Genomic DNA, 20,677 nt, shown 5'->3' on the forward strand with positions numbered 1-20,677 from the left:
GAACCCATTTGAACAGCATTTATGCTAGCCCGCTGGGTGAGCCTCAAGGATGAGCTGACATTAGTCAGTGATTCGGGTGAGAGAGAGCCGCTAACACAGCCGCAGCAGCAAATAGAAAGGGGATAGCTATAAATACAGTCAACTTGCTATAAACCGCCGTACAGATCCGTTAGAATTACGGGTTCTAATGACATTCCGTCATCTACGACTTAACGTAAGACTTTAAATTATGTTTGAAATAAACCCGGTAAAAAACCGAATTCAGGACTTGTCTGATCGGACTGCCGTTCTTAGGGGGTATCTTTGACTATGATGCCAAGAAAGAGCGGCTGGAAGAAGTAAACGCGGAGCTGGAACAGCCCGACGTCTGGAATGAACCTGAGCGCGCCCAAGCGCTGGGTAAAGAGCGTTCAGCGCTAGAAGAGATTGTCACCACCATTGATCAACTGGATCAGGGGATGGAGGACGTGACTGGCTTGCTGGAGTTGGCTATCGAAGCTGACGATGAAGAGACATTTAATGAAGCAGTTGCTGAGTTAGATATCCTTGATGGCAAGCTAGGCCAACTTGAATTCCGCCGCATGTTCTCCGGTGAATATGATAGCGCCAACTGTTATCTGGATCTGCAAGCTGGCTCCGGTGGTACAGAAGCTCAAGATTGGGCCAGCATGTTGTTGCGCATGTACTTACGTTGGGCAGAAGCTAAAGGTTTCAAAACCGAAATTATTGAAGAATCTGATGGTGATGTTGCGGGCCTGAAGTCTGCCACTATTAAGATAATTGGTGAATATGCGTTTGGTTGGTTACGCACTGAAACTGGCGTACATCGCCTGGTTCGTAAAAGCCCATTTGACTCCGGCGGCCGTCGTCATACTTCTTTCAGTTCTGCTTTTGTCTATCCAGAAGTTGATGACGATATTGATATCGAAATCAACCCGGCGGATTTGCGTATTGACGTTTACCGCGCATCTGGTGCGGGTGGTCAGCACGTCAACAAAACGGAATCTGCGGTGCGTATTACCCATATTCCGACCAATATTGTGACTCAGTGCCAGAATGACCGTTCTCAGCATAAGAACAAAGATCAAGCCATGAAACAGCTGAAAGCGAAGCTGTATGAGTTTGAGATGCAAAAGAAAAATGCTGATAAACAGATGCTGGAAGATAATAAGTCCGATATTGGTTGGGGTAGTCAGATCCGTTCTTATGTACTGGATGACTCCCGAATCAAAGATTTGCGTACTGGTGTGGAAACACGCAACACGCAAGCGGTACTAGATGGCGATTTGGACAAATTCATTGAAGCAAGTTTAAAAGCTGGGCTATAAAGCTGGGCTATAAGGAACTGAGATGTCAGAGCAAAAACCACAAGTCGCTGAGCAAGCGCAAGAACTTAATAGTGAGTTACAAGCTCGTCGGGAAAAACTAGCTGCACTGCGGGATAAGGGGATCGCTTTCCCTAATGATTTCCGCCGTGAGCATCTCTCTGACCAGCTACATGCTGAGTACGGCAGCAAAGAGAATGAAGAATTAGAAGCGCTGAATATAGAAGTTACTGTTGCTGGCCGTATGATGACTCGCCGTATTATGGGGAAAGCATCATTTGTAACGCTGCAAGATGTCGGTGGCCGTATTCAACTGTACGTTTCCCGTGATGACCTGCCGGAAGGCGTGTATAACGAAGAATTTAAAAAGTGGGATCTGGGGGATATCCTGGGTGCGCGCGGTAAGTTATTCAAAACTAAAACCGGTGAGCTGTCTATCCATTGTAGCGAACTGCGTTTGCTGACCAAAGCACTGCGCCCGTTGCCGGATAAATTCCACGGTCTGGCTGATCAAGAAACTCGCTACCGCCAGCGTTATTTAGATCTTATTGCTAACGACGAATCTCGGAATACATTCAAAGTTCGTTCGCAAGTTATGGCTGGTATTCGCAGCTTTATGGTGGAAAAAGGCTTCATGGAAGTCGAAACGCCTATGATGCAAGTGATCCCCGGCGGTGCTTCAGCACGTCCGTTTGTGACTCATCACAATGCGCTGGATATCGATATGTACTTACGCATCGCGCCAGAGTTGTATCTGAAGCGCCTGGTTGTCGGTGGATTTGAACGAGTGTTCGAAATCAACCGTAACTTCCGTAATGAAGGCGTTTCGCCGCGTCATAACCCAGAGTTCACCATGATGGAACTCTATATGGCTTATGCGGATTACAAAGATCTGATTGTGTTGACCGAAGAGTTATTCCGTACTTTGACGGAAAAAGTATTGGGCAGCAGTGTGGTGCAGTATGGCGACCAGACCTTCGATTTTGGTAAGCCTTTCGCTAAATTGACCATGAAAGAAGCTATCTGCAAATACCGTCCAGAAACCAATGTGGCAGATTTGGACGATATGGACAAAGCTGTGGCAATTGCCGAGTCATTGGGTATTAAAGTTGAGAAAAGCTGGGGCTTGGGCCGTGTTCAATGTGAAATTTTCGAAGAGACTGCCGAGAGCCATCTGATTCAGCCAACTTTCATCACTGAATATCCAGCAGAAGTTTCACCGTTGGCACGTCGTAATGATGATAATCCAGAAATCACTGACCGTTTTGAATTCTTTATTGGTGGTCGTGAGATTGGTAACGGTTTCTCCGAGCTGAATGATGCTGAAGATCAGGCACAGCGCTTTGCTGATCAGGTTAGCGCCAAAGAAGCTGGTGATGATGAAGCGATGTTCTACGACGAAGACTATGTTACTGCACTGGAACATGGCTTGCCGCCGACCGCGGGGCTGGGCATTGGTATTGACCGTATGGTAATGCTGTTTACCAACAGCCATACTATCCGCGATGTCATTTTGTTCCCGGCGATGCGTCCGATAAAATAAGTTGCTTCGGTTAACAGTAAATCTGATTAGGGCGCTACGGTGCCCTTTTTACTAAGCAAAAATAGCGGTAGTTATACTTTGTTTAATCTAATTGCTTAAAATACCGGCGCTTAGACTATATCTTCACTTGCCCATGCCAAAGAACCGGTTATAATGCAAACCGCACACCGAAGCGGGTGTAGTTCAATGGTAGAACGAGAGCTTCCCAAGCTCTATACGAGGGTTCGATTCCCTTCACCCGCTCCAATCTAACGTCTCGCAGTATCTCCCGAAGTCCATCAAACCCAGTAAATCTGCACTTATGCTCACACGGACATATTTTTCAGAGTCCACATTCTGCTATTTCCGGCGGCAGTCACGAACCTGAATGTGCCATATGCACGCCGGATGTTTAGCCCTCTTACAGTGACAGCCGTGGTAGCCAAGCCGCGCCGCGCACGCCGCTGGAGTCGCCATGAACCGCTTTGCGAATAGGGGTATCGCACTCGCCACCAAACACATATTGCGGTAGTAGCTGTGGCAAGGTGGTATACAGGCGATCGACATTGCTCATGCCGCCGCCCAGAACAATCACACCGGGATCGAGGATATTTACCAGTGCGGCCAATGCTTTTGCTAGCCGCCGCTCGTAATACTGTATCGCCTGCTCCGCGTATGTTTCACCCTGTGCCAGCCGTGCAATAATCTCGTTTCCTTTCAGATGGTTGCCGCTGAGTCGTTGATAAGTTCTCTCAAAACCGGTGCCGGAAATAAAGGTTTCATTACAGCCTGCTTTGCCACAATAACAGGGAACCTCACGTAGATAATGCTGTTCTTCTTCATCGGGCCAGGGCAGGGGATTATGGCCCCATTCGCCCGCCACGCCATTATCGCCCACATAAATACCCTGTTTTACCGCCACGCCGCCGCCACAGCCAGTGCCGATAATGACGGCAAATACCACCTTATACCCGGCGCCCGCACCGTCAGCGGCTTCGGATATAGCAAGGCAGTTAGCATCGTTGGCGACGATCACTTGCCGTTTTAGTCGCGCGGAAAGATCACTGTGTAATGGCTGGCCATTCAACCACACCGAATTGGCATTTTTCACCTTGCCGGTATGGCGGGAAATGGTACCCGGAATACCCACGCCCACTGTTCCTTGCCTGCCCACACTGTTTTCTGCCAGCAGCACCAGTTCAGCGATAGTTTGTATGGTGGCGATGTAATCGTTTTTCGGGGTGGGTACCCGATGACGGAAATGTTCTACACCCTGGTCATCCAGTGCAATAACCTCGGTTTTGGTGCCACCCAGATCGATGCCAATCATCATGATGCTTTTTCCTTGTTTTTCATTCGCTGTTTTAACTGCGAAAACAGGCTACGGAATACCACGATAAAGATAATAAGCGCGCCCCAAGTAGCGGTTATCATAAAGGGATCAAGGCGCATCAGGTTGAGCCCGCTGGAGATGATTTGTAAAATGATCACCGCCAGTACTACGCCGGAGATACGGCCAAATCCACCAAATGGGCTGACTTTCCCCAGAAATGCCGCCAGCACCGCCACCAACAAATAAGAGTCGGCATAGCTGGCTTTCACCGAGTTGAGCTGGCCTATCATTACCAGTGATGTCAGTGCGGCAAAACAGGATGAGAAGGCATATTGCATCACGCTGGTTTTCACCAGACTGATGCCAGAATACTGGGTTGCCGTGGGATTTGACCCCATCATGTACAAACTAAAACCAAAACGCGTTTTGTTCAGAATGATGGCCGCCGCCACACTAGCCAGTAGAAATAGAATCAGCGCATTAGGCAGGCCGAAGCTATCGCCATTCCCAATATTGAGCAGGATGTCGGGGAAGCCGGATAGGGTGTAGCCCTTGGTCAGCACCACGTTAATACCGGAGATCAAGGTCATCGTGCCCAGAGTCACCAGAATATCCGGGATCTTGAGGAGTGAAATCAGCAACCCATTGATCACCCCCACCAGCAAGCAGCTCAGCAGCCCCAGCGCAATAGCCAGCAGAATAATTTCATTGCTGGCAGTGCTCATCTGACCGTTGGCAAAATGCTGCAAGCACAGTGCAATCACAATGCCGTTTAGGTTGGCGGTGGCGATAATAGATAAATTAATCCCGCCGGAAAGCATTGAAATCATCATCCCGATGGCTAAAAGGCCAATAATCGGTAGCTGATAGGCCATCGATAGCAGATTTTGCGGGCGGATAAAACGTTCGCCATTGAGCGCGAACATCAGTAAGAACGCCCCGATAAGAACCAGATAGAGCGACAGGTTTTCCGAAAAGATCGCAGAAAGACGCAATCTTGCTGGTGTATGGGTTTTCATGGTTCCGTTCCTCATTATTCCACTACCACTCTGACCTGGGCCCGCTTTTGCCGGCGTATTTGCAGGGCATTCAGTGTGATACTGACCAGAATCACCAGGCCGGTGAACATGTTGTAGTAATACGGTGAGACTTTCAGTAGCGTCAGGCTGTTACTTAGGATAGCGAATAGCAGCACGCCCAGTAATGTGCCCAGTACGCTGCCGCGCCCACCGGTGACGGAGGCTCCTCCCAGTACCACGGCGGCAATCACTTGTAGCTCGGAGCCGACGATCGAGTTAGGGATAACCGTCTGTACGATGGATACCTGAATCAGACTGGCGAAGCCGGATACCGCACCGACGAAGGTATAGATAAATAGCGTGGTACGACGCAGGTTAAAGCCAACGCGCTCGGCTGATAGCGCATTGCCACCCACTGCGAAGATACTGCGCCCCAGCACGGTGTTTTTGAGGAAAAAGTGCAGGAAAATCGCCAGCATGAACCACAGGCAGGTCACCAGACTGAGCCCATACCAAGCCCCATTCGTGGCCTGCATCGGGAAGATTTTAATTTCCGCCAGTTGCAGCAGAGAGGGAGGAATGTCGTAGATTAAATTGCCCTGCGTCACCACATATAAGGTGCCATAGAACAGACTGTTGGTGGCAATAGTGACAATGATTGCAGTTATCTTGAAGTAATAGATGAGCACGCCGTTCAGCAGCCCCATCAAGGCTCCGAGGATCAAACTACAGGCGATCGCTAGCCAGATATTGTCCAGCCCAGCCTGTATGAACCAGAATACAACAACGTATTGCACCACCTGAGCGATGGCGGTGAAGGAGACATCAAAACCACCAGAGAGCAGCACCAGCATCACGCCGAGTGCGAAGATACCCAATACCGTCCAGGTTTTCAGTAGGCCGGTAATATTATCGAAAGTCATAAATGAGGGATTGATGCTGGTAATCACGATCGACAAGATCACGATCAATACCAGCAGCAGCGTTTCCCGTTTTTTGAAGAGATTTAATACGCCCATCAAAGTTACCTCGGTCTGATGCCAGTATTAATGGCTTTCCATTTCACGCAGTAGTGCATCGTTATCTACCTCGTCAGTAAGCCAACTTTTACCGAATCGACCACGGCGCATCATGATGATACGGTCACAGTTCGCCAGTAGCTCGGGCAGTTCGTCAGAGATAAAAATGATGCCCATCCCTTCGCTAGCTTTAGCTCTAACGGTCTGATAGATGTAGCTTTTTGCGCCTACATCGATACCGACCGTTGGGCTGTCGAGGATGAATACTTTGGGTTTCATTGCCAGCCATTTTGCCAACACGACTTTTTGCTGGTTGCCGCCAGAGAGCATACGAATAGGTTTGGACTGGTTATCAAATTTCACCTGCATCCCTGTCAGATAGCCCGCCACCGCATCGCGCAGCTTGCCGCTGTCCAGTAGTTTTATTGGATTGAGATAATGATCCAACGTACAAATAGCGGCGTTGGCGGCAATACTTTGGTCCATTACCAGCCCTTGTAACAGGCGATCTTCGGGAACATAGGCGATGCCGTTTTTAACCGCATCCTGAATGCTTTTGATAGTGATAGGCTGGCCGTTCAGATGAATATCGCCGGACTGAGCCGGTTCAACACCAAATAATGCCATCGCCAATTCGGTACGTCCGGCACCGAGTAATCCGGCAATACCCAGCACTTCGCCCTGATGCAGATCGAAGCTGATATCCTGGAAACTGTTGTGTTTAGCGAGGTTGCGTACACTCAGCAGGACGGTATCACTGGCGTGTGACTGGTGCGTGGTGAACGCCAATTCATAACCCAGCATCATGTTCTCAATCTGGCCGCTGGTCAGGTTGCTGACCGGAACGGTATCGATAAGTTTGCCGTCACGCATCACTGTAATACGATCGCAAATCTCCAGCAGTTCATTGAGCTTATGACTGATGAAAATGAATGAGATGCCTTGCTCGCGTAAGCGGTACAGAATAGCAAACAGATTGTTTATTTCGGTACGGGTCAGCGCTGTAGTGGGTTCATCAAGGATGATCAATTTAGAGTCGTTAATCAGTGCACGGGCAATGGCCACCAACTGCTGTTTAGCAATGGGGAGTTCCTCTACCGTGGCCTCTAAATCAAGGGTAATACCTAGTTGTTGGACGATTTGCTGGGCTTTATTTTTAAACCGACCGGAGAACACAAAGGATTTTTTATCGTTCAGCATCTGGCTGATATAAATATTTTCCAGCACCGTCAGGTTAGGAAACAGTGACAAATCCTGATAAATGATACCGATACCCTGTTGCGCGGCAGCAATGGCGTTGTATTTTTCAATCTGCTTACCGTTGATGGTCAGAATGCCGGAGTCATACTCCAGCACCCCGGCAATAATTTTCATCAACGTCGATTTACCACAGCCGTTTTCACCAACCAGCCCATGAACTTCCCCCTGGTTGATATCAAAGCTGACATCATTTAACGCAATCACACCATCAAAGGTTTTTGTGACGTGTTCAATGGATAAAAATTGCATAATTCCCCCTGGTGTGGGCGGATAGCCCCCGGCTGGCGGGGGCTAATTATTTAGGGTCTAGAAGTCGTATTTTTTGTAGTTTTCTTTGGTGACGGTCAGCGGTTTATCAAAAATGATATTCATACCGTTGATTTCAGGTTTGCCCAGTCCGGGAACTTCTAGCCCTTGTTTGATCTGGTCACGCTTGCCATCCAGCACCATTTTGGCGATGTAGGCCATGGCATAGGAGGCTTCACCTGGGCTCCACAGAATCGACTCTGTGATAGCACCGTCCTCGAGGAAGCGGGCGCTCTCTTTCGGTGAGGTGGTACCAATGACAGTCAGTTTACCGACCAGACCTTTTTCACGTAGTGCTTGCCCTGCGCCGGGTGCGCCTTGGCTACCGAAGGACAATACGCCTTTCAGATCAGGATAAGTGGAAATCAATTCGAGTGTTTTTTGGCGTGAAGCATTACGATCTTCGCTGACCGGGAAGCGCTCAGCCACCAGTTTCATCTGTGGATATTTTTCTTTCATCCGCTTGATGGCGGCATCAGCCCAAATGTTATGTGCGGGTACTGTCAACGAGCCGACGTAAATGGCGAATTCGCCTTTCTCACCCGCATGTTTAGCAAACTGATCCATCATATAGCTGCCAAACTTTTGGTTTTCGATCATTTCGACATCATAATCGGCCTCTTTTTGATTGACCGACTCATGGGTGATGACCACGATATTTTGCGCGCGGGCTTGTTTAAATACCGGTTCGACAGAGCTGGCGTTATTCGGCACTACCAGCAGCGCATTATTGCCCTGCGAGATGCTATCGCGTATCACGCTCACCTGCTGCTGCTCATCCGCAGAGGCGGGAGCTTGAAAGTAGGTCTTGATGCCAAAATCTTTTTCCGCTTTTTTCAGGCCGGTTTCATAATCATTAAACCAGGCGGAGCGCAGTTTAGGGATACCAACCATCGAATAGGTTTCGTCGGCGGCGTACGCAGGCACCGTGGTGCAAAGCGCTGAAAAACTCAAGAGCACAGCGAGGGTCAGTTTATTATGTATTTTCATGGTGTTGTCCTCAAAAAGTATCTATTCAGGCAGGATAGCGCCGCTCAGGTTCGGGAATTGCACCGGCATTGCCGATCTCAATAACTGCACCCTGGAATTGTTCTTCGGTATCGAGGTAGTAGAAAACATCGTCGCCGATATTACCGCTCTGTACCACGTCGTAGCCGCGAGCTTTATAGCGCGCTAGCGCTGTTTCACAGTCGGCGAAATAGAGTTTCATATGGTGTAAACCGTAGCCGTGCTTCTCGATGTATTCGTCATAAATGCTGTAGCCGGAGACCGGTTGCATTAACTCCATCTGCACGCCGTTGATCCAGCAAACGGCAATTTGATAAATGTGTTCGGCCGGTTTACCGCGATACAGTGAGTTCTTAACGTTATGTGGGCCGTAGGTATAAACATCCCACGGGCCGATATCGAATACTTCTGTGTAGTGTTTCATTGCGGCATCTAAGTCTTCGACCAGATGGGCAATTTGGATGATATCGCCGTCTTTCATGACCAGGCCCTCAGGCAAATTTATGGGGTAAACCTTCAAGGTTTGTATGGCTGGCTTTCATCTCCGCCATAGAGATATTGCAGCGTTCAATCAGCATCATGGTGACGATGTCGGTGAATAAAAATAGTGATTGTTCCAGCAGGGTGGACATCGGCTGAATGGAAGACACTTCCTCTTCACCGCCAAAGATTTGCCCGGGTACACGTACAGCTAAGTCGGCATATTGCCCATGTTCATTTTCCGGATGCGCGGTGAGTAATACGATGCGGGCACCGGCTTCTTTAGCCAGCTTAATGATGTTCAGTTCGACGTTGGTGACCGCGCAATGCACGATCAACAGATCACCTTTACCGAGATAAGGCGTGGTGGTGTCGTACACTACATAGCTATCAAATCCCATATGTTTCAGTCGCATAGCAAAGCCACGGACTGATAATTGCATCCTCCCCATGGCATAGAGCTGTATGGTTTTGGCTTGACGAATCTCTTTAATTAGCTGTTCAATTTGCTGTTCATCTACTTTCAGCAAAGTAGTCCGGTTTTCTTCAATGACCTTTTCGACTAGATCGTGATATTGAGACATTTCTATTTCCTCGGGTTGGCGCAAAGAGAGAAGGTAAGAAAGCTATCTGTTGCCTGCTTTAGTTTACAAATATGTAAATTGTTTCTGTGCTGGCTGTTAAATATCCTATCTGTTATTTTACAATTTCTTTTGGTTTTGATCACATTTCACGTATTTGAGAGTTTTTTTTAGTCATTTTTTGCCCAATAAGTGACCTTTATCACGATTTTAGCTTGTTGATTTATTTTTGAAGAAAAAGTGACCAGTAAAGTGCTATAAATTAGTGAGTTTATTTGTTTCCAAATTTGTTATGTAAATCACTGTACAACTTTACTTATTATCACCCTTTCGGTGATGGCTGTTTTATACTGGTTATCTGCCGGTACCGTTGAATGGCATAACGGGCAAAAAAAACTGGGAATATGCGAACAGAAAACATGACGAAATCAGGCAAGCTGGACACGATCTATCAGGAATTGGCGCAGCGTATCCGCAGCGGCTTTTATGTGCAGGGGCAACGGTTGCCCACGGAAAATAGCTTGTGCAGTGAATTTTCTGCTTCGCGCCCAACCATTTCGCGGGCACTGGCAAAACTGCGCTCAGAGGGGATAATCAGCAGCACTCAGGGGTCTGGGCATTATTTGATGGCGCAGGAGAATGAACCGGCGCGGGCTTCGCTCCAGCATGAGGTGCAGACATTTGGCATTCTTTCGCCCCGGATGGAAGAGAACGAAAGCGGCTTCCTGTTCGAGCAAATCTTCAAATCCATTGCCTCACTGTCGCAGCAGTTTAATTTCGATTTGATCTGGAATGGCGTGATGACGCTGGGCGCAGGTGCTACCCGTCAGGCGGTTTTGAACAAAATTGATCATGTTATTGAGCGCTACCTGCGGAGCAACGTTAAGGGCGTATTTTTTATCCCAATAGAGTTCCACCCTTATGCCACCGAGATTAATCAGCTGATTTTAAATAAGCTAGACCGAGACGGTCTGGGTGTAGTGCTTCTGGATAGTGACGTCGTATCCTGGCCGGAGCGCAGCCGCTGGGATCTTATTGGCATTGATAACGTTGCGGCGGGGCAGGAGGTCACCACCTATCTTCTGAATAAGCAGCCGCGGCGCATCGATTTTCTCTGTGAACGCTTTTCTGCGAATACCGTCAACATGCGCAAAATGGGTTACCGGCTGGCGCTGTTGGAGGCGGGGATGGTGCCGCAGGTCAGTTGGGAGCATGAAGGGAATGTGGGCGATAGTGACTTTATTGAACAACTTCTTGAGAGCGGAGCACAGGATATTGTCTGTGCCAATGATTTCACCGCCATGAAACTGTTGTCGGCTTGCGGACAAAATGGCAGGAAAATCAATGTGGTTGGGTTTGATGACAACGAATATTCCGCGCTGCTGGGCATTCCATTAACCACCTATAAACAACCTTTCAATGACATTGCACGACATGCAGTTTTCACTATGCTGGATAGGTTGCAGTACCCCGATAGCGCAGGGCGTCATTTACAGATAAATGGTGAGCTAATTATCAGAGCATCGTGCCGCTGGCGGGATGAATAGCGGTGAAATCTGATTTATGGTGAGTTTGAAAAACGGGCCACTCTTATGGTGGCCCGTAAATAATGATGACATTAGAAGTTATATTTAACGCCTAATACGGCAGAGGTATCACTGTAGCCTTTACCTCCCACCTGCTGACCAACGTTCATCCAGAGATTTAACTTAGGATCCCACTGGGCCTCAACACCGACTTTCAGCTCGCCGATATTTCTGGTGCCATCTTGCTCAACCAGCTTGCCACCCATGTTGCCGCCAAAGCTCTTACTGTTATGGATCCAGTTGGCTTCAACGAAAGGTTCAAATACGCGCTGTTTACTTTTATCAATATCACTATACCCATTGATATAAGAACGGAGGCCTAAGCGGGTCAGAATATTACCATCACCTTCACTACTGACCTGAGTGTTACGTGCATCGCTGAAACTATCAGCTTTGACGCCCATCCAGACAATCTGAGCTTTCGGCTGCAGATAAAATATTCTGTTATCTTCCGGTGATTCGCTCATTTTGAAGGTATATCCTACCTCCGCAGATGCCGTAAAACCGTTGGACTTATAGCTTTCACTGGCAAGGTTTTCACCGCTGACAGTGTTGTTAAACCAGTTATACAGAACCCAGGTATCAACATAAGTGCCGTTTTTATCAGCATCATTATCATACCAAGTGCCATATAAGCCGGCGCTATAGCCGTCAACCTTACCTTTGGATCCAATGCCTGTAACCTGTGAATTTGTATTACTTTGCTGATTGGCATAACCGGCCATCACGCCTAAATGCCAGCGATTGAGATTATCATCACTCCATTGCGCAATATCACCGCCTAACTGCAACACGTAACGATTACTCTGGGTTTTCAATTGCCCAGAGGTGTCACGGGAGCGGTTATGCCCGCCGACCTGGCGCATCCACATACTGGTGACTTTCTCTTCGCCGGTTAAAGCATCGATATATTGAGTTTCACCTAAACGGTCATGCAGTCGGGTCATAAATAAAGTATTGGCCCCTGCAATATTCGCCGCATAGCTGCTTATCTCAGGCCGTAAAACCGACGGTTTTGAAGGATCGGCTGGATCGACTAACTCAGATGGAAGGTCGTTTAGTTGGCTGGTTAAATACCAGTTGCTTGCATTTGCCCCATTTCCACGACCTAAACTATATTCATAAGCCCCAGCAACAATACGGCCATTTTGGCTAAATGTACCGGTAGAGTCCCCTCCAACATGTACCACTTCAATACCATTGAGCGTTTGAGCACCCTGACCACCGACATTAGCAACAGTCACTAAAGTATTACCTTGGGTACTACCGTCAACAATAAGCTTATCTGTTAGTGAGTTATCATCACCCAGAACAGTATTAAGATACAGATTGCCATTATTTCCCAGATAATCCCCACTGATATGCAGTTGATTACCGACGGAAGTTGATGCTGATCCAATATAGGTTGAACCGCTGTTAATGAGGTCGCCACCTACTCTAAAGGTCGTGGCTGGCGATAATGAACGGGTAATCGCTCTATCACCGACATATAACGAACCCAGATTATTGATATTACCGGCAACGCCGCCATAGCCTGACATAAAGCTATTATCAGCAATATTGACTTGCTGGCTGGCTAAAGTCACAGGCGTATTACTGTTGCCTAAGGTAACGCCACCCTGATTAATATCGGTCAGGCCGGTGTAAGTGACATTTCCCATTAAGGTCAACACAGCCTGACCTAATTTAGTCAGGTTACCAACACCACTGACATTATTTAACAGCGTCCAGTCAGAATTGGCATTCAATACCAACTCTCCGTCATCTTCTACATCAGCACTGCCAAGATGTTGGGCCTGAGATGCAGTCAATACAGATGTATTATCAATCTGATAGCGTCCAGAGAAGGATGTATTATTTCCTTGTAATACCGCTTGGCTGTTGTTCAGCTTAACATCACCACTGTTACTCAGATTATTAACGAAGTAACCTGTAGCGCCAGTGAGATTAAGTATACCGGCATTATCAATATCACCAATTCCTAATCCGCTGATATGGTTCAGGCTAACTTGAGCAGTATTGGCAATCTCAGTCTTAGCTGAGAGTTGATCATTGGCCCCATTTACCGTTAGCGTATTATCTGCAACAGTCAAGGTTCCTGCCCCAGTCAAATGACCATCAGAAACACCGCCCTGATTGATAGTCAGGTGTCCGCCACTTAAGTTAACCCATGTCCCTAAAGCGCTGTCAAGCTTACCAATCACCTGACTAAAAGAGGCCATTTCAAACAGACTTTGATTGCTTAGCTGCAATTTTTGGGTATTACCCAGCACGTTATTCGCTGCCATCAATAAGGTGCCAGAACGAATATCAGTAATACCGGTATAGCTATTAAGTGCATTTGATAGCGAAACAGTTTTTCCTGCACCGGTATCGATTGATAAATCTCCGCTACCGACTATTTTTGCACTAAGGTCGGCGGCTGCACCTGTTTTCCCACCGGAATTCAGTGTTAAAGCATTGGCTCCATTGCTCAACAACTCCACTTGCGTTAAGGCATAGTTCACATACAAGCCGTCATTATTGGCACCTGTTGTTAATCGATAATCGTAAGTCCCATTAGCAACGTGCACACCATTTTGCTCGATGTCCGCCCTTGTTGTGTCTGTTATTACTGTATTAGTCCGATTATCAATCAGCTGTAATGCACCGCCGCTTCCGGTGACAACGCCAAGGGAGTTCGCCAATTTGAGTAATAGATTGCCATCATCTTGTTCCATTAAAGGGGTAACATCGATAGATGGCGTTGAGGGTGGCTGATGGTTTAGAACACTTTCAATATTAATACCGACTTTACCGGTGCCGGCCAAGTCCAATATATTACTGGTCTGGATTTGACTTTTTTCCGGCTGACCCGGTGTTCCGGTGTTGAAGTTAATTGTGCCGCCGTCAAAAGTCAGCCCGCCGATATTCTGTAGGCTATCACCAACATGAGTCACATTATTTTGGCCTAGTTTCAATGTGGCATGGGTTAGCGCTTGCGTATTACCGTCTTTCAATTGGAAAGTCGTGTGTCCCAATGCAACTGTACCGGCAAAACCGTCGGTATAGTTATTCGCTGTGAAATCAAAACTCTGGCCGGAGGTATTGATACTCAGTAATCCATTACCCGATAAATGGCCGTTAAAAGCCACGGCACTATTATTAACAATGGCAAGTTCACTGGTCGCATCTATGCTATAGCCGGTATCAGCGGCATCATCTTTAGCATCACCTAGTTTTAGCAAGGTATTGTCTAATGTCAGCGTTGAGTTATTTTTTAGCTCAATCTCATCCATGTTCAAAATAGTATTTTCATTCAGAACACGATAAACAGAATTATCCAGTTGCAATATATCGTGGCCAGCACCCCCGTCCAGTGTATGGAATAACGTACCTTGCTCGCTGGCAGTAATATCTTTTAAGAAAAAGCGGTCATCACCTGTACTGGTTTTAAAGTCGGTGCCTTTGCTGCCACTGATCAGGGTAATGCTATTATTTTGATTATTAAGGAGATTAACTTCACCGTTGATAATGGCATTAGCCGCATTGGTGAATATTACTGCCGGGCCGGAGAGTGTTTGTAGAGCGAATTGCGTTGCGCTTGCTGCTAAAATTTGGCCGTAATTAGTAAAGGTACTGACGTGGTCATTATTGATATCAACCACCGAAATACCACTCACGGTGGAATTCGATTGAAGTTTCCCGTATTGGTTTACCGTATTACTCGTGCCAGCAACGACTAAGGCTGAGCCCCCAGTGGTCTGATTAACATTAATATCTGCTCCGCTGGTAACATTGGCGGACGAATGAGTTACCAAACCTTGTCCACTGGCTGAATTAACGTTAATCGTTAGGCCGTCAGTTCCCGCCAGGTTAAGCTCAACATCGGTTATTTTATTTCCGGCTATATTTTTCTCAAACAAGAAGCCAGTGCCGTTAGTTCCTTCAACATTGATAGTCACATTATCAGTTTGTGCCAGAGCTGTTGCAGTGCGTATCCCCGCACCAGAACCGACATTAATCACTGCATCACTCAATTTGATATTACTAATTTCAGCCGTATTTTCTATACCATTACCGCTTCCAAGCATGTCAATAATTGCGCGACCGATAGTTAAACCTTTCGCACCAGCTTGTAATAACACACCATGAGCGGTACCACCGGCTTTTGTTTGGCCCGTTCCCTCCAGTGTCAGTGAAGCACCGTTATCGATTAAATAAGCTGCGGTTTCATCCGTCGTTTCAATCGTGCTGGTGTTATTTACTCTGGCATTCTCACCTTTAATATGAACGGCAGTGCCTTTAACTTTTATAGCGCCCTGATTATCCAGTATTCCATTATCAACCAGCACCCCAGTTTTACCTGTTCCACTGGTTGAGAAATCAAGGTTGCCTTTATGAAGCAGAGTTCCGCTGTTACGGGCAATATAGCCAAAAGCACCATCAACAGAATGTGCTGAACCTAATTGGGCATAGCTGGTTAAAATAGAGTTAGTGCTGAAACTTTCTGGGACTTCCTGACCATCAATACCATAATATTTACCGTCAACAACGCCAGCTGTTGCACCATTACCTGCTACCCGAATAATATCGGCTGTTGCAGTGATAGTGCCACTTGCTCCACCTTCTACGCGAATACCGGTAGAACCTTCACCGTTAACGTCCATTTTTAGTTTACCCGAAGTAAAGCTACTGGCCGTGCCGGTATCTTTATCCATTCCTGTCACTAAAAATAGAGTGGTATCTTTTGATTGGGCAGTGAGTTGTGAAGATAAATCAATGAAATCGGAGCCTACAAAACTGGCTCCGCCATCCAGGCGATAGAGTGTTGAACCCTTGGTGGTTAATGTTTGCGCCTGAGATGTGCTATTGAGAATTTGGGATCCCAGACCGTGAACGAAGTAACCAATCTGGTTATCACCATCAATGAAATTAACTTGGGCGTTGCCTTTGACATCAATCTTGGCACCATTACGGGCATGTACACCGATAGCACCTTCACCTTTCAGATTAACTTGTCCCTGTATCTCTGCGGATGCATCACTACCTTCAACCCATATACCAAAGTTTCGGGTACCATTAGAAATGTTGGCACCACCTTCAATATCAATACTGCTATTTGAGCTGGTGGTTGCCGAAGCATTTTTATGGGTAGATAACACTTTTAAAGCAACGGCATTAACCCCGTTGAGTTCGATCAGACCATTATGATGAATATCAGTATTGCCGGTATTTTCAGCCCACATGGCGACATTTTGTAATGGGTGAGCCGATGCATCGCCGTTAATAATGATTTGACCATTATTGGTTAGCGAGGTCCCGACGTTATCACCGGTGGCAATCATGCCAATAGCATTTTCGGTTTTACTACCAATAGTAATACGACCATTATTGGTCGCATTCCCTTCAATTAGGCGGATACCCTGTTGTAAACGTTTGTTGGCTGTATCACTAACATTTTCTGGGTTATCAATATCATATTGCGCCGCTCGGCCAATATAGATATGACCGCCAGATTCATTGGTAAACGAAGAGCCCGTGCCATCAACAATCGCCCCAGCAAGATCAGCATCGAGAAAATTATTGTTAACACCAATATTCATTATTCCGTGGTTACTTGCTGTCGCACCTGAGGCAGTCTTAATGAGGTAATTGGTATCAAGGGGCGAGCTGGCATTTTCCACATAGCTCCATCCGGCCAGATTCATAATTCCGTTATTAATAAAGCTCGCATTTGCTCCTTCAGCGGTGACGGCGAAACCCTGAACATAAGCTAAACCTTGAGGGTAGGGGTCTAGTGATGTGGTATCCCAATTATCACCCACGAGGTAGCCACTCGAAATAATACCGTCATTGGTTCCAGTACTATCTTCCATGATTCTCATCAAATAATATTGGCCGGAAAGTTGAGCACCATGCTCTACTTCAATGTGGGCACCATTTTTAGCCAGCATAGCGCCTAAATTATTGATTCGGGCATCTAACTGTCCACCATCTTTAATAACGCCTTTGGCTCCCTGTCCATCGGCAACAATCACCGCGTTATCACCAATAGACATGGTGACTTCATCTCCAGGGGTGACTATATAGTTGAAGGTACCTGTTTTATTGGTAAAAGTTACGCCTTGGGCTAAAGCATTATCATAGGCTTGTTGAGATTTTAACTGACCCTGTTTTAATGCCTGGATCAAAACGTCATTATAGGCTTTTAACTCGGCGTCATTATTGACGGTATAACTCTTGTTATCAAAGCCGATAAAAGTGCCCTGATAGTTTGGCGTGCTGTATTCGAAATTAGTGGTTCCCACTCCAGCCTGTTCTGGACTCCAGGCTTCTAATACCACCATGTTTTTTGATGTCCATTCAACGGTGCTGTTATTCCCTTTAGCTACCGTTAAAAAACTTTGCTTAGCGGCAATTCTTATTTTGTTTTCAGCCGCCGTAGATGGCAACGTAGAATTACCCAGATTAATGACCAAAGTACCATTTTCGACGGTACCGAAACGTGTATTAATATATTGTTGTCCATTAACATCATGGGGAATGGCGGTAAACCAATAATTAGATGCTCCCCAGTCGGATGTGGTGATTTTACTACTATCATAGGTCGCAACCACGATATTTGAGCCGGTAATCTCATCCCATGTCGTCACGCCATGGGTTTTATCACCCAACATTAAATGTTCTTGGCCATTCGCATCGGGATAAAGGTCACCCAGCAGTTTACCGGTATAACCAGACTCACCTTGAATAATGGTAGATGCGTCGCCTGTCAGTGTGATTCTGTCCCCATTATTGACATAAACTGCACCTGCTTCATTGTCATTTGTCGTGGGGTCATATTTGTTGGTAATGGAACAGCTACCATTGTGGGTAACCGCTATTCCACCTTGCATCCCATCTGTTGTTTGACAACTGGATGCATCGGCAGTGTTGGCGAAGTACAGTGCACCACTACAAGCGATAATGACGCCGATAGCAATTTTACTGAGTTTAACTCCACTGATTAGATTACTCATCGGTAAAAAAGAGTTATTGATAGAGTTGTGTCGGGATGGCATAACTAGTACTTTCCTTGATATAATATTTAATTGTTTTTATTGATGTAAAAGTTAGTTATGCCATAACAATGGTTATTAGCATTCTTAACAAATTAATATCAATATATATAGGAATAAAGCCTGGTGTATAACTTTGGTGTTAATCACTTAGATAGTGATATATATCGAATGTACATTAAAAAATAACCTTATCAATATGGTTTGGGTAAATTAAGCCCTTTCTTATATTGTGAGTTGTGTTAGTTAACTGTCGCTTTTAAACTCAAGAAATATCCTAAAAAATAGAATTTTTATTTTGATTTTATAAAAACAAGGCTAATAAAATTTAATAGAAAATAGTTAATTTTTGAAACAGCTTATTCACATGATAGCTTATTATTTTATATTTGGAGTTATTTGTAATAATGTTATTTCCTTGAGGTGCATTATTTTAAGTTTTAGTTATTAACAAGTGTCAGTGACCTCCTCGATAGTGCTGTAACTTCAGCTTTACCTCTATTGCATATCCTTTATGATGGGGGAAAGACCCGTCGATGAAATATTTCCGTGCTATACCTATTCCCCTAATCTATGGAGCTATTTTCAATGAGTTCACATCCAATACGTCAAGTTATCGAAGCCTGTGACAAAGCCATATCTGAGCGTAATTTTGATGAGTTGATGAAGTATTATGCGGAGGATGCCGCGCTGGTGATCAAACCTGGGATGATTGCCAGAGGCAAAGAGAATATCCGAAAAGCATTTATCGCCATCTCTGATCATTTTAAAAATCAGTTGGTTGTTGAGCAGGGCGAAATGCAAGTCATTGAAGGTGCTGGAGACGCTCTGGTTATTATGGAAACAGTGTTGCATTTTCCTGATGGGCAAGGGGGGGTTGTCACGACAACGCGACGGGCGACCTATGTATTTCGGCGTGAAGACGATGGAAGTTGGATTTGCACCATTGACAACTCTTATGGCACCGCGCTTTTAGATAACGAGTGCCATTAGTCAGTATTGACTTAAGATTACAGCGAGCGGGATGTCCGGGTACCGAGAATCACCAGAGGGACGGCGATGGCATACAGGATGATAACTGAGAGCCAAATAGCACCTGGCCACTCACTCTGAACGACAAAGTAGATCGTTGAAAAAGTGAGTGGCCCAATGATGGTGGCCAAGCTAACAGCCGATGCCAGCACCCCCTGAAATTGGCCTTGGTGAGCAGAATCAACCTGTCGAGTCGCCAGTGCTTGAAGCGCGGGTGTTCCAATGCCGCCTAGCGCAAATAAGGGCATGATGGCGAACACCATCCAGCTTTGGGTCGTGAAAGCCAGGATGAAAAGTGCCATACACGCGCAGGCAATTCCGAAAAGAACGGCCCCACGTTCGCCAAGCAGTTTGGTCGCCGGGCCGGGTAATAATGCTTGTGTCAGTGCTTGGCAGAGCCCGAATGCCCCGAGTGAAAGCCCGATCCACAGACCATTCCACTGAAAAGTATCGAATCCCCATAAGGCCCAACAGGTGCCATAAACCTCGCCGGTGGCGCTTAAAATGAAGAAGACCAGAGTGATAGGTAGAAGCCCTTTCATTGATAAGGCCCAGCGCAGTGGTCGGAGTGGGTTGAGTGCCGTGATATTGATTTTTTGGCGGGCCGGTGTGTGAGATTCCGGTAGGATAAATAATGCCAATAACAGATTGCAGGCATTCAGCACGGCAGCGGCAATGAAAGGAAGCCGTAGCCAGTAATCGCCGAGCAGGCCGCCAAGAACTGGCCCGATGATAAATCCAATGCCAAACATTGCATTAAAGAGGCCAAAGCGGCGCGCTCGCGTATCTTCATGTGAAATATCAGTAATATAGGCCATCGCAACTGAGATGTTCGCGCTAGTTAGGCCTGCAATAGCGCGGCCGAGTAACAGCATCCAAAGCTGGGGCGCAAACGCCATAATGACATAATTTATCGCTGCGCCTGCCAGTGAAATCAGCAACACCGGGCGTCGGCCGAGATTGTCACTCAATGCACCGAGCACTGGGGCGAAGATGAACTGTATTAGCGCGTAAAGTGCGGTCATTATTCCTATATAGGGCGCGATATTCTGGCTATGTGTTACCTCTGCCAGCAGTCGCGGGAGAATAGGGAAAATGAGACCTATACCCACGGCGTCGAGGCAAATTGTGGCGAAGATAATAACTAACGGTTTATTCATAAAGCG

At 46.6% G+C, this 20,677-nt stretch carries 13 protein-coding genes and 1 tRNA gene; 5 read left to right on the forward strand and 9 right to left on the reverse strand.

All coding sequences use genetic code 11. The features are described 5' to 3' along the window. Positions 1 to 229 precede the first annotated feature (229 nt). The 3 genes from prfB to DX162_RS10135 all read left to right on the forward strand — a co-directional run bounded on the left by prfB (position 230) and on the right by DX162_RS10135 (position 3,114). Positions 230 to 1,328, forward strand: a protein-coding gene (prfB, locus tag DX162_RS10125) for a peptide chain release factor 2 (RefSeq protein ID WP_098081108.1) whose coding sequence is annotated in 2 segments (ribosomal slippage) — positions 230 to 304 and positions 306 to 1,328 — 1,098 coding nt in all. Because the reading frame shifts where the segments join, the coding sequence is not laid out codon by codon here. Positions 1,329 to 1,350: 22 nt separating this feature from the next. Next, positions 1,351 to 2,868, forward strand: coding sequence for a lysine--tRNA ligase (lysS, locus tag DX162_RS10130; protein ID WP_004390956.1), 1,518 nt, complete (start codon positions 1,351 to 1,353; stop codon positions 2,866 to 2,868). A gap of 172 nt (positions 2,869 to 3,040) precedes the next feature. Further along, a tRNA-Gly gene (locus DX162_RS10135) sits at positions 3,041 to 3,114 on the forward strand. 154 nt (positions 3,115 to 3,268) lie between these two features. Here the strand turns inward: DX162_RS10135 and mak are convergent. The 7 genes from mak to DX162_RS10170 are packed head-to-tail and all read right to left on the reverse strand — an operon-like array spanning position 3,269 to position 9,856. Continuing rightward, the gene (gene mak / locus DX162_RS10140; RefSeq protein WP_032819976.1) at positions 3,269 to 4,180 is read right to left on the reverse strand and encodes a fructokinase; all 912 of its coding nucleotides are present in this window, start codon (positions 4,178 to 4,180) and stop codon (positions 3,269 to 3,271) included. After that, complete coding sequence (locus DX162_RS10145) at positions 4,177 to 5,199, reverse strand: ABC transporter permease (RefSeq protein WP_004390955.1); 1,023 nt, start codon at positions 5,197 to 5,199, stop codon at positions 4,177 to 4,179. Before DX162_RS10145 ends, mak begins: the two co-directional genes overlap by 4 nt. A 14-nt stretch (positions 5,200 to 5,213) precedes the next feature. Further along, positions 5,214 to 6,218 carry an ABC transporter permease gene (locus DX162_RS10150; RefSeq protein ID WP_004390954.1) on the reverse strand — a complete coding sequence of 335 codons (1,005 nt, stop codon included), beginning with the start codon at positions 6,216 to 6,218 and terminating at the stop codon, positions 5,214 to 5,216. A 27-nt stretch (positions 6,219 to 6,245) separates the two neighbouring features. Continuing rightward, positions 6,246 to 7,727: a sugar ABC transporter ATP-binding protein gene (locus tag DX162_RS10155; protein ID WP_004390953.1), complete on the reverse strand. Its 1,482-nt coding sequence runs from the start codon at positions 7,725 to 7,727 to the stop codon at positions 6,246 to 6,248. Between the two features lie 57 nt (positions 7,728 to 7,784). Then, positions 7,785 to 8,774 carry an autoinducer 2 ABC transporter substrate-binding protein gene (locus tag DX162_RS10160; protein WP_004390952.1) on the reverse strand — a complete coding sequence of 330 codons (990 nt, stop codon included), beginning with the start codon at positions 8,772 to 8,774 and terminating at the stop codon, positions 7,785 to 7,787. Between the two features lie 25 nt (positions 8,775 to 8,799). After that, a complete protein-coding gene (locus DX162_RS10165; protein ID WP_004390950.1) occupies positions 8,800 to 9,273 on the reverse strand; it encodes a VOC family protein in 474 nt (157 codons plus the stop codon). 10 nt (positions 9,274 to 9,283) lie between these two features. Beyond that, positions 9,284 to 9,856, reverse strand: coding sequence for an SIS domain-containing protein (locus DX162_RS10170; RefSeq protein ID WP_032819975.1), 573 nt, complete (start codon positions 9,854 to 9,856; stop codon positions 9,284 to 9,286). A 416-nt stretch (positions 9,857 to 10,272) separates the two neighbouring features. Between DX162_RS10170 and DX162_RS10175 the strand changes: the two genes are divergently transcribed. Continuing rightward, a complete protein-coding gene (locus tag DX162_RS10175; RefSeq protein ID WP_172460431.1) occupies positions 10,273 to 11,400 on the forward strand; it encodes a GntR family transcriptional regulator in 1,128 nt (375 codons plus the stop codon). A gap of 71 nt (positions 11,401 to 11,471) precedes the next feature. Here DX162_RS10175 and DX162_RS10180 read toward each other — a convergent pair whose 3' ends face one another. After that, positions 11,472 to 18,482 (reverse strand): autotransporter outer membrane beta-barrel domain-containing protein, encoded by a 7,011-nt coding sequence (locus DX162_RS10180; protein ID WP_050413834.1) that lies wholly within the window; start codon positions 18,480 to 18,482, stop codon positions 11,472 to 11,474. 585 nt (positions 18,483 to 19,067) lie between these two features. Between DX162_RS10180 and DX162_RS10185 the strand changes: the two genes are divergently transcribed. Beyond that, positions 19,068 to 19,472: a YybH family protein gene (locus DX162_RS10185; RefSeq protein ID WP_032820881.1), complete on the forward strand. Its 405-nt coding sequence runs from the start codon at positions 19,068 to 19,070 to the stop codon at positions 19,470 to 19,472. Between the two features lie 17 nt (positions 19,473 to 19,489). On the opposite strand, the gene DX162_RS10190 is transcribed toward DX162_RS10185, so the two are convergent. After that, positions 19,490 to 20,671: a TCR/Tet family MFS transporter gene (locus DX162_RS10190; RefSeq protein ID WP_032820880.1), complete on the reverse strand. Its 1,182-nt coding sequence runs from the start codon at positions 20,669 to 20,671 to the stop codon at positions 19,490 to 19,492. Between the last annotated feature and the right edge of the window lie 6 nt (positions 20,672 to 20,677).

Origin of the sequence: Yersinia kristensenii (assembly GCF_900460525.1) — a bacterium.
GTDB classification, from domain to species: domain Bacteria; phylum Pseudomonadota; class Gammaproteobacteria; order Enterobacterales; family Enterobacteriaceae; genus Yersinia; species Yersinia kristensenii.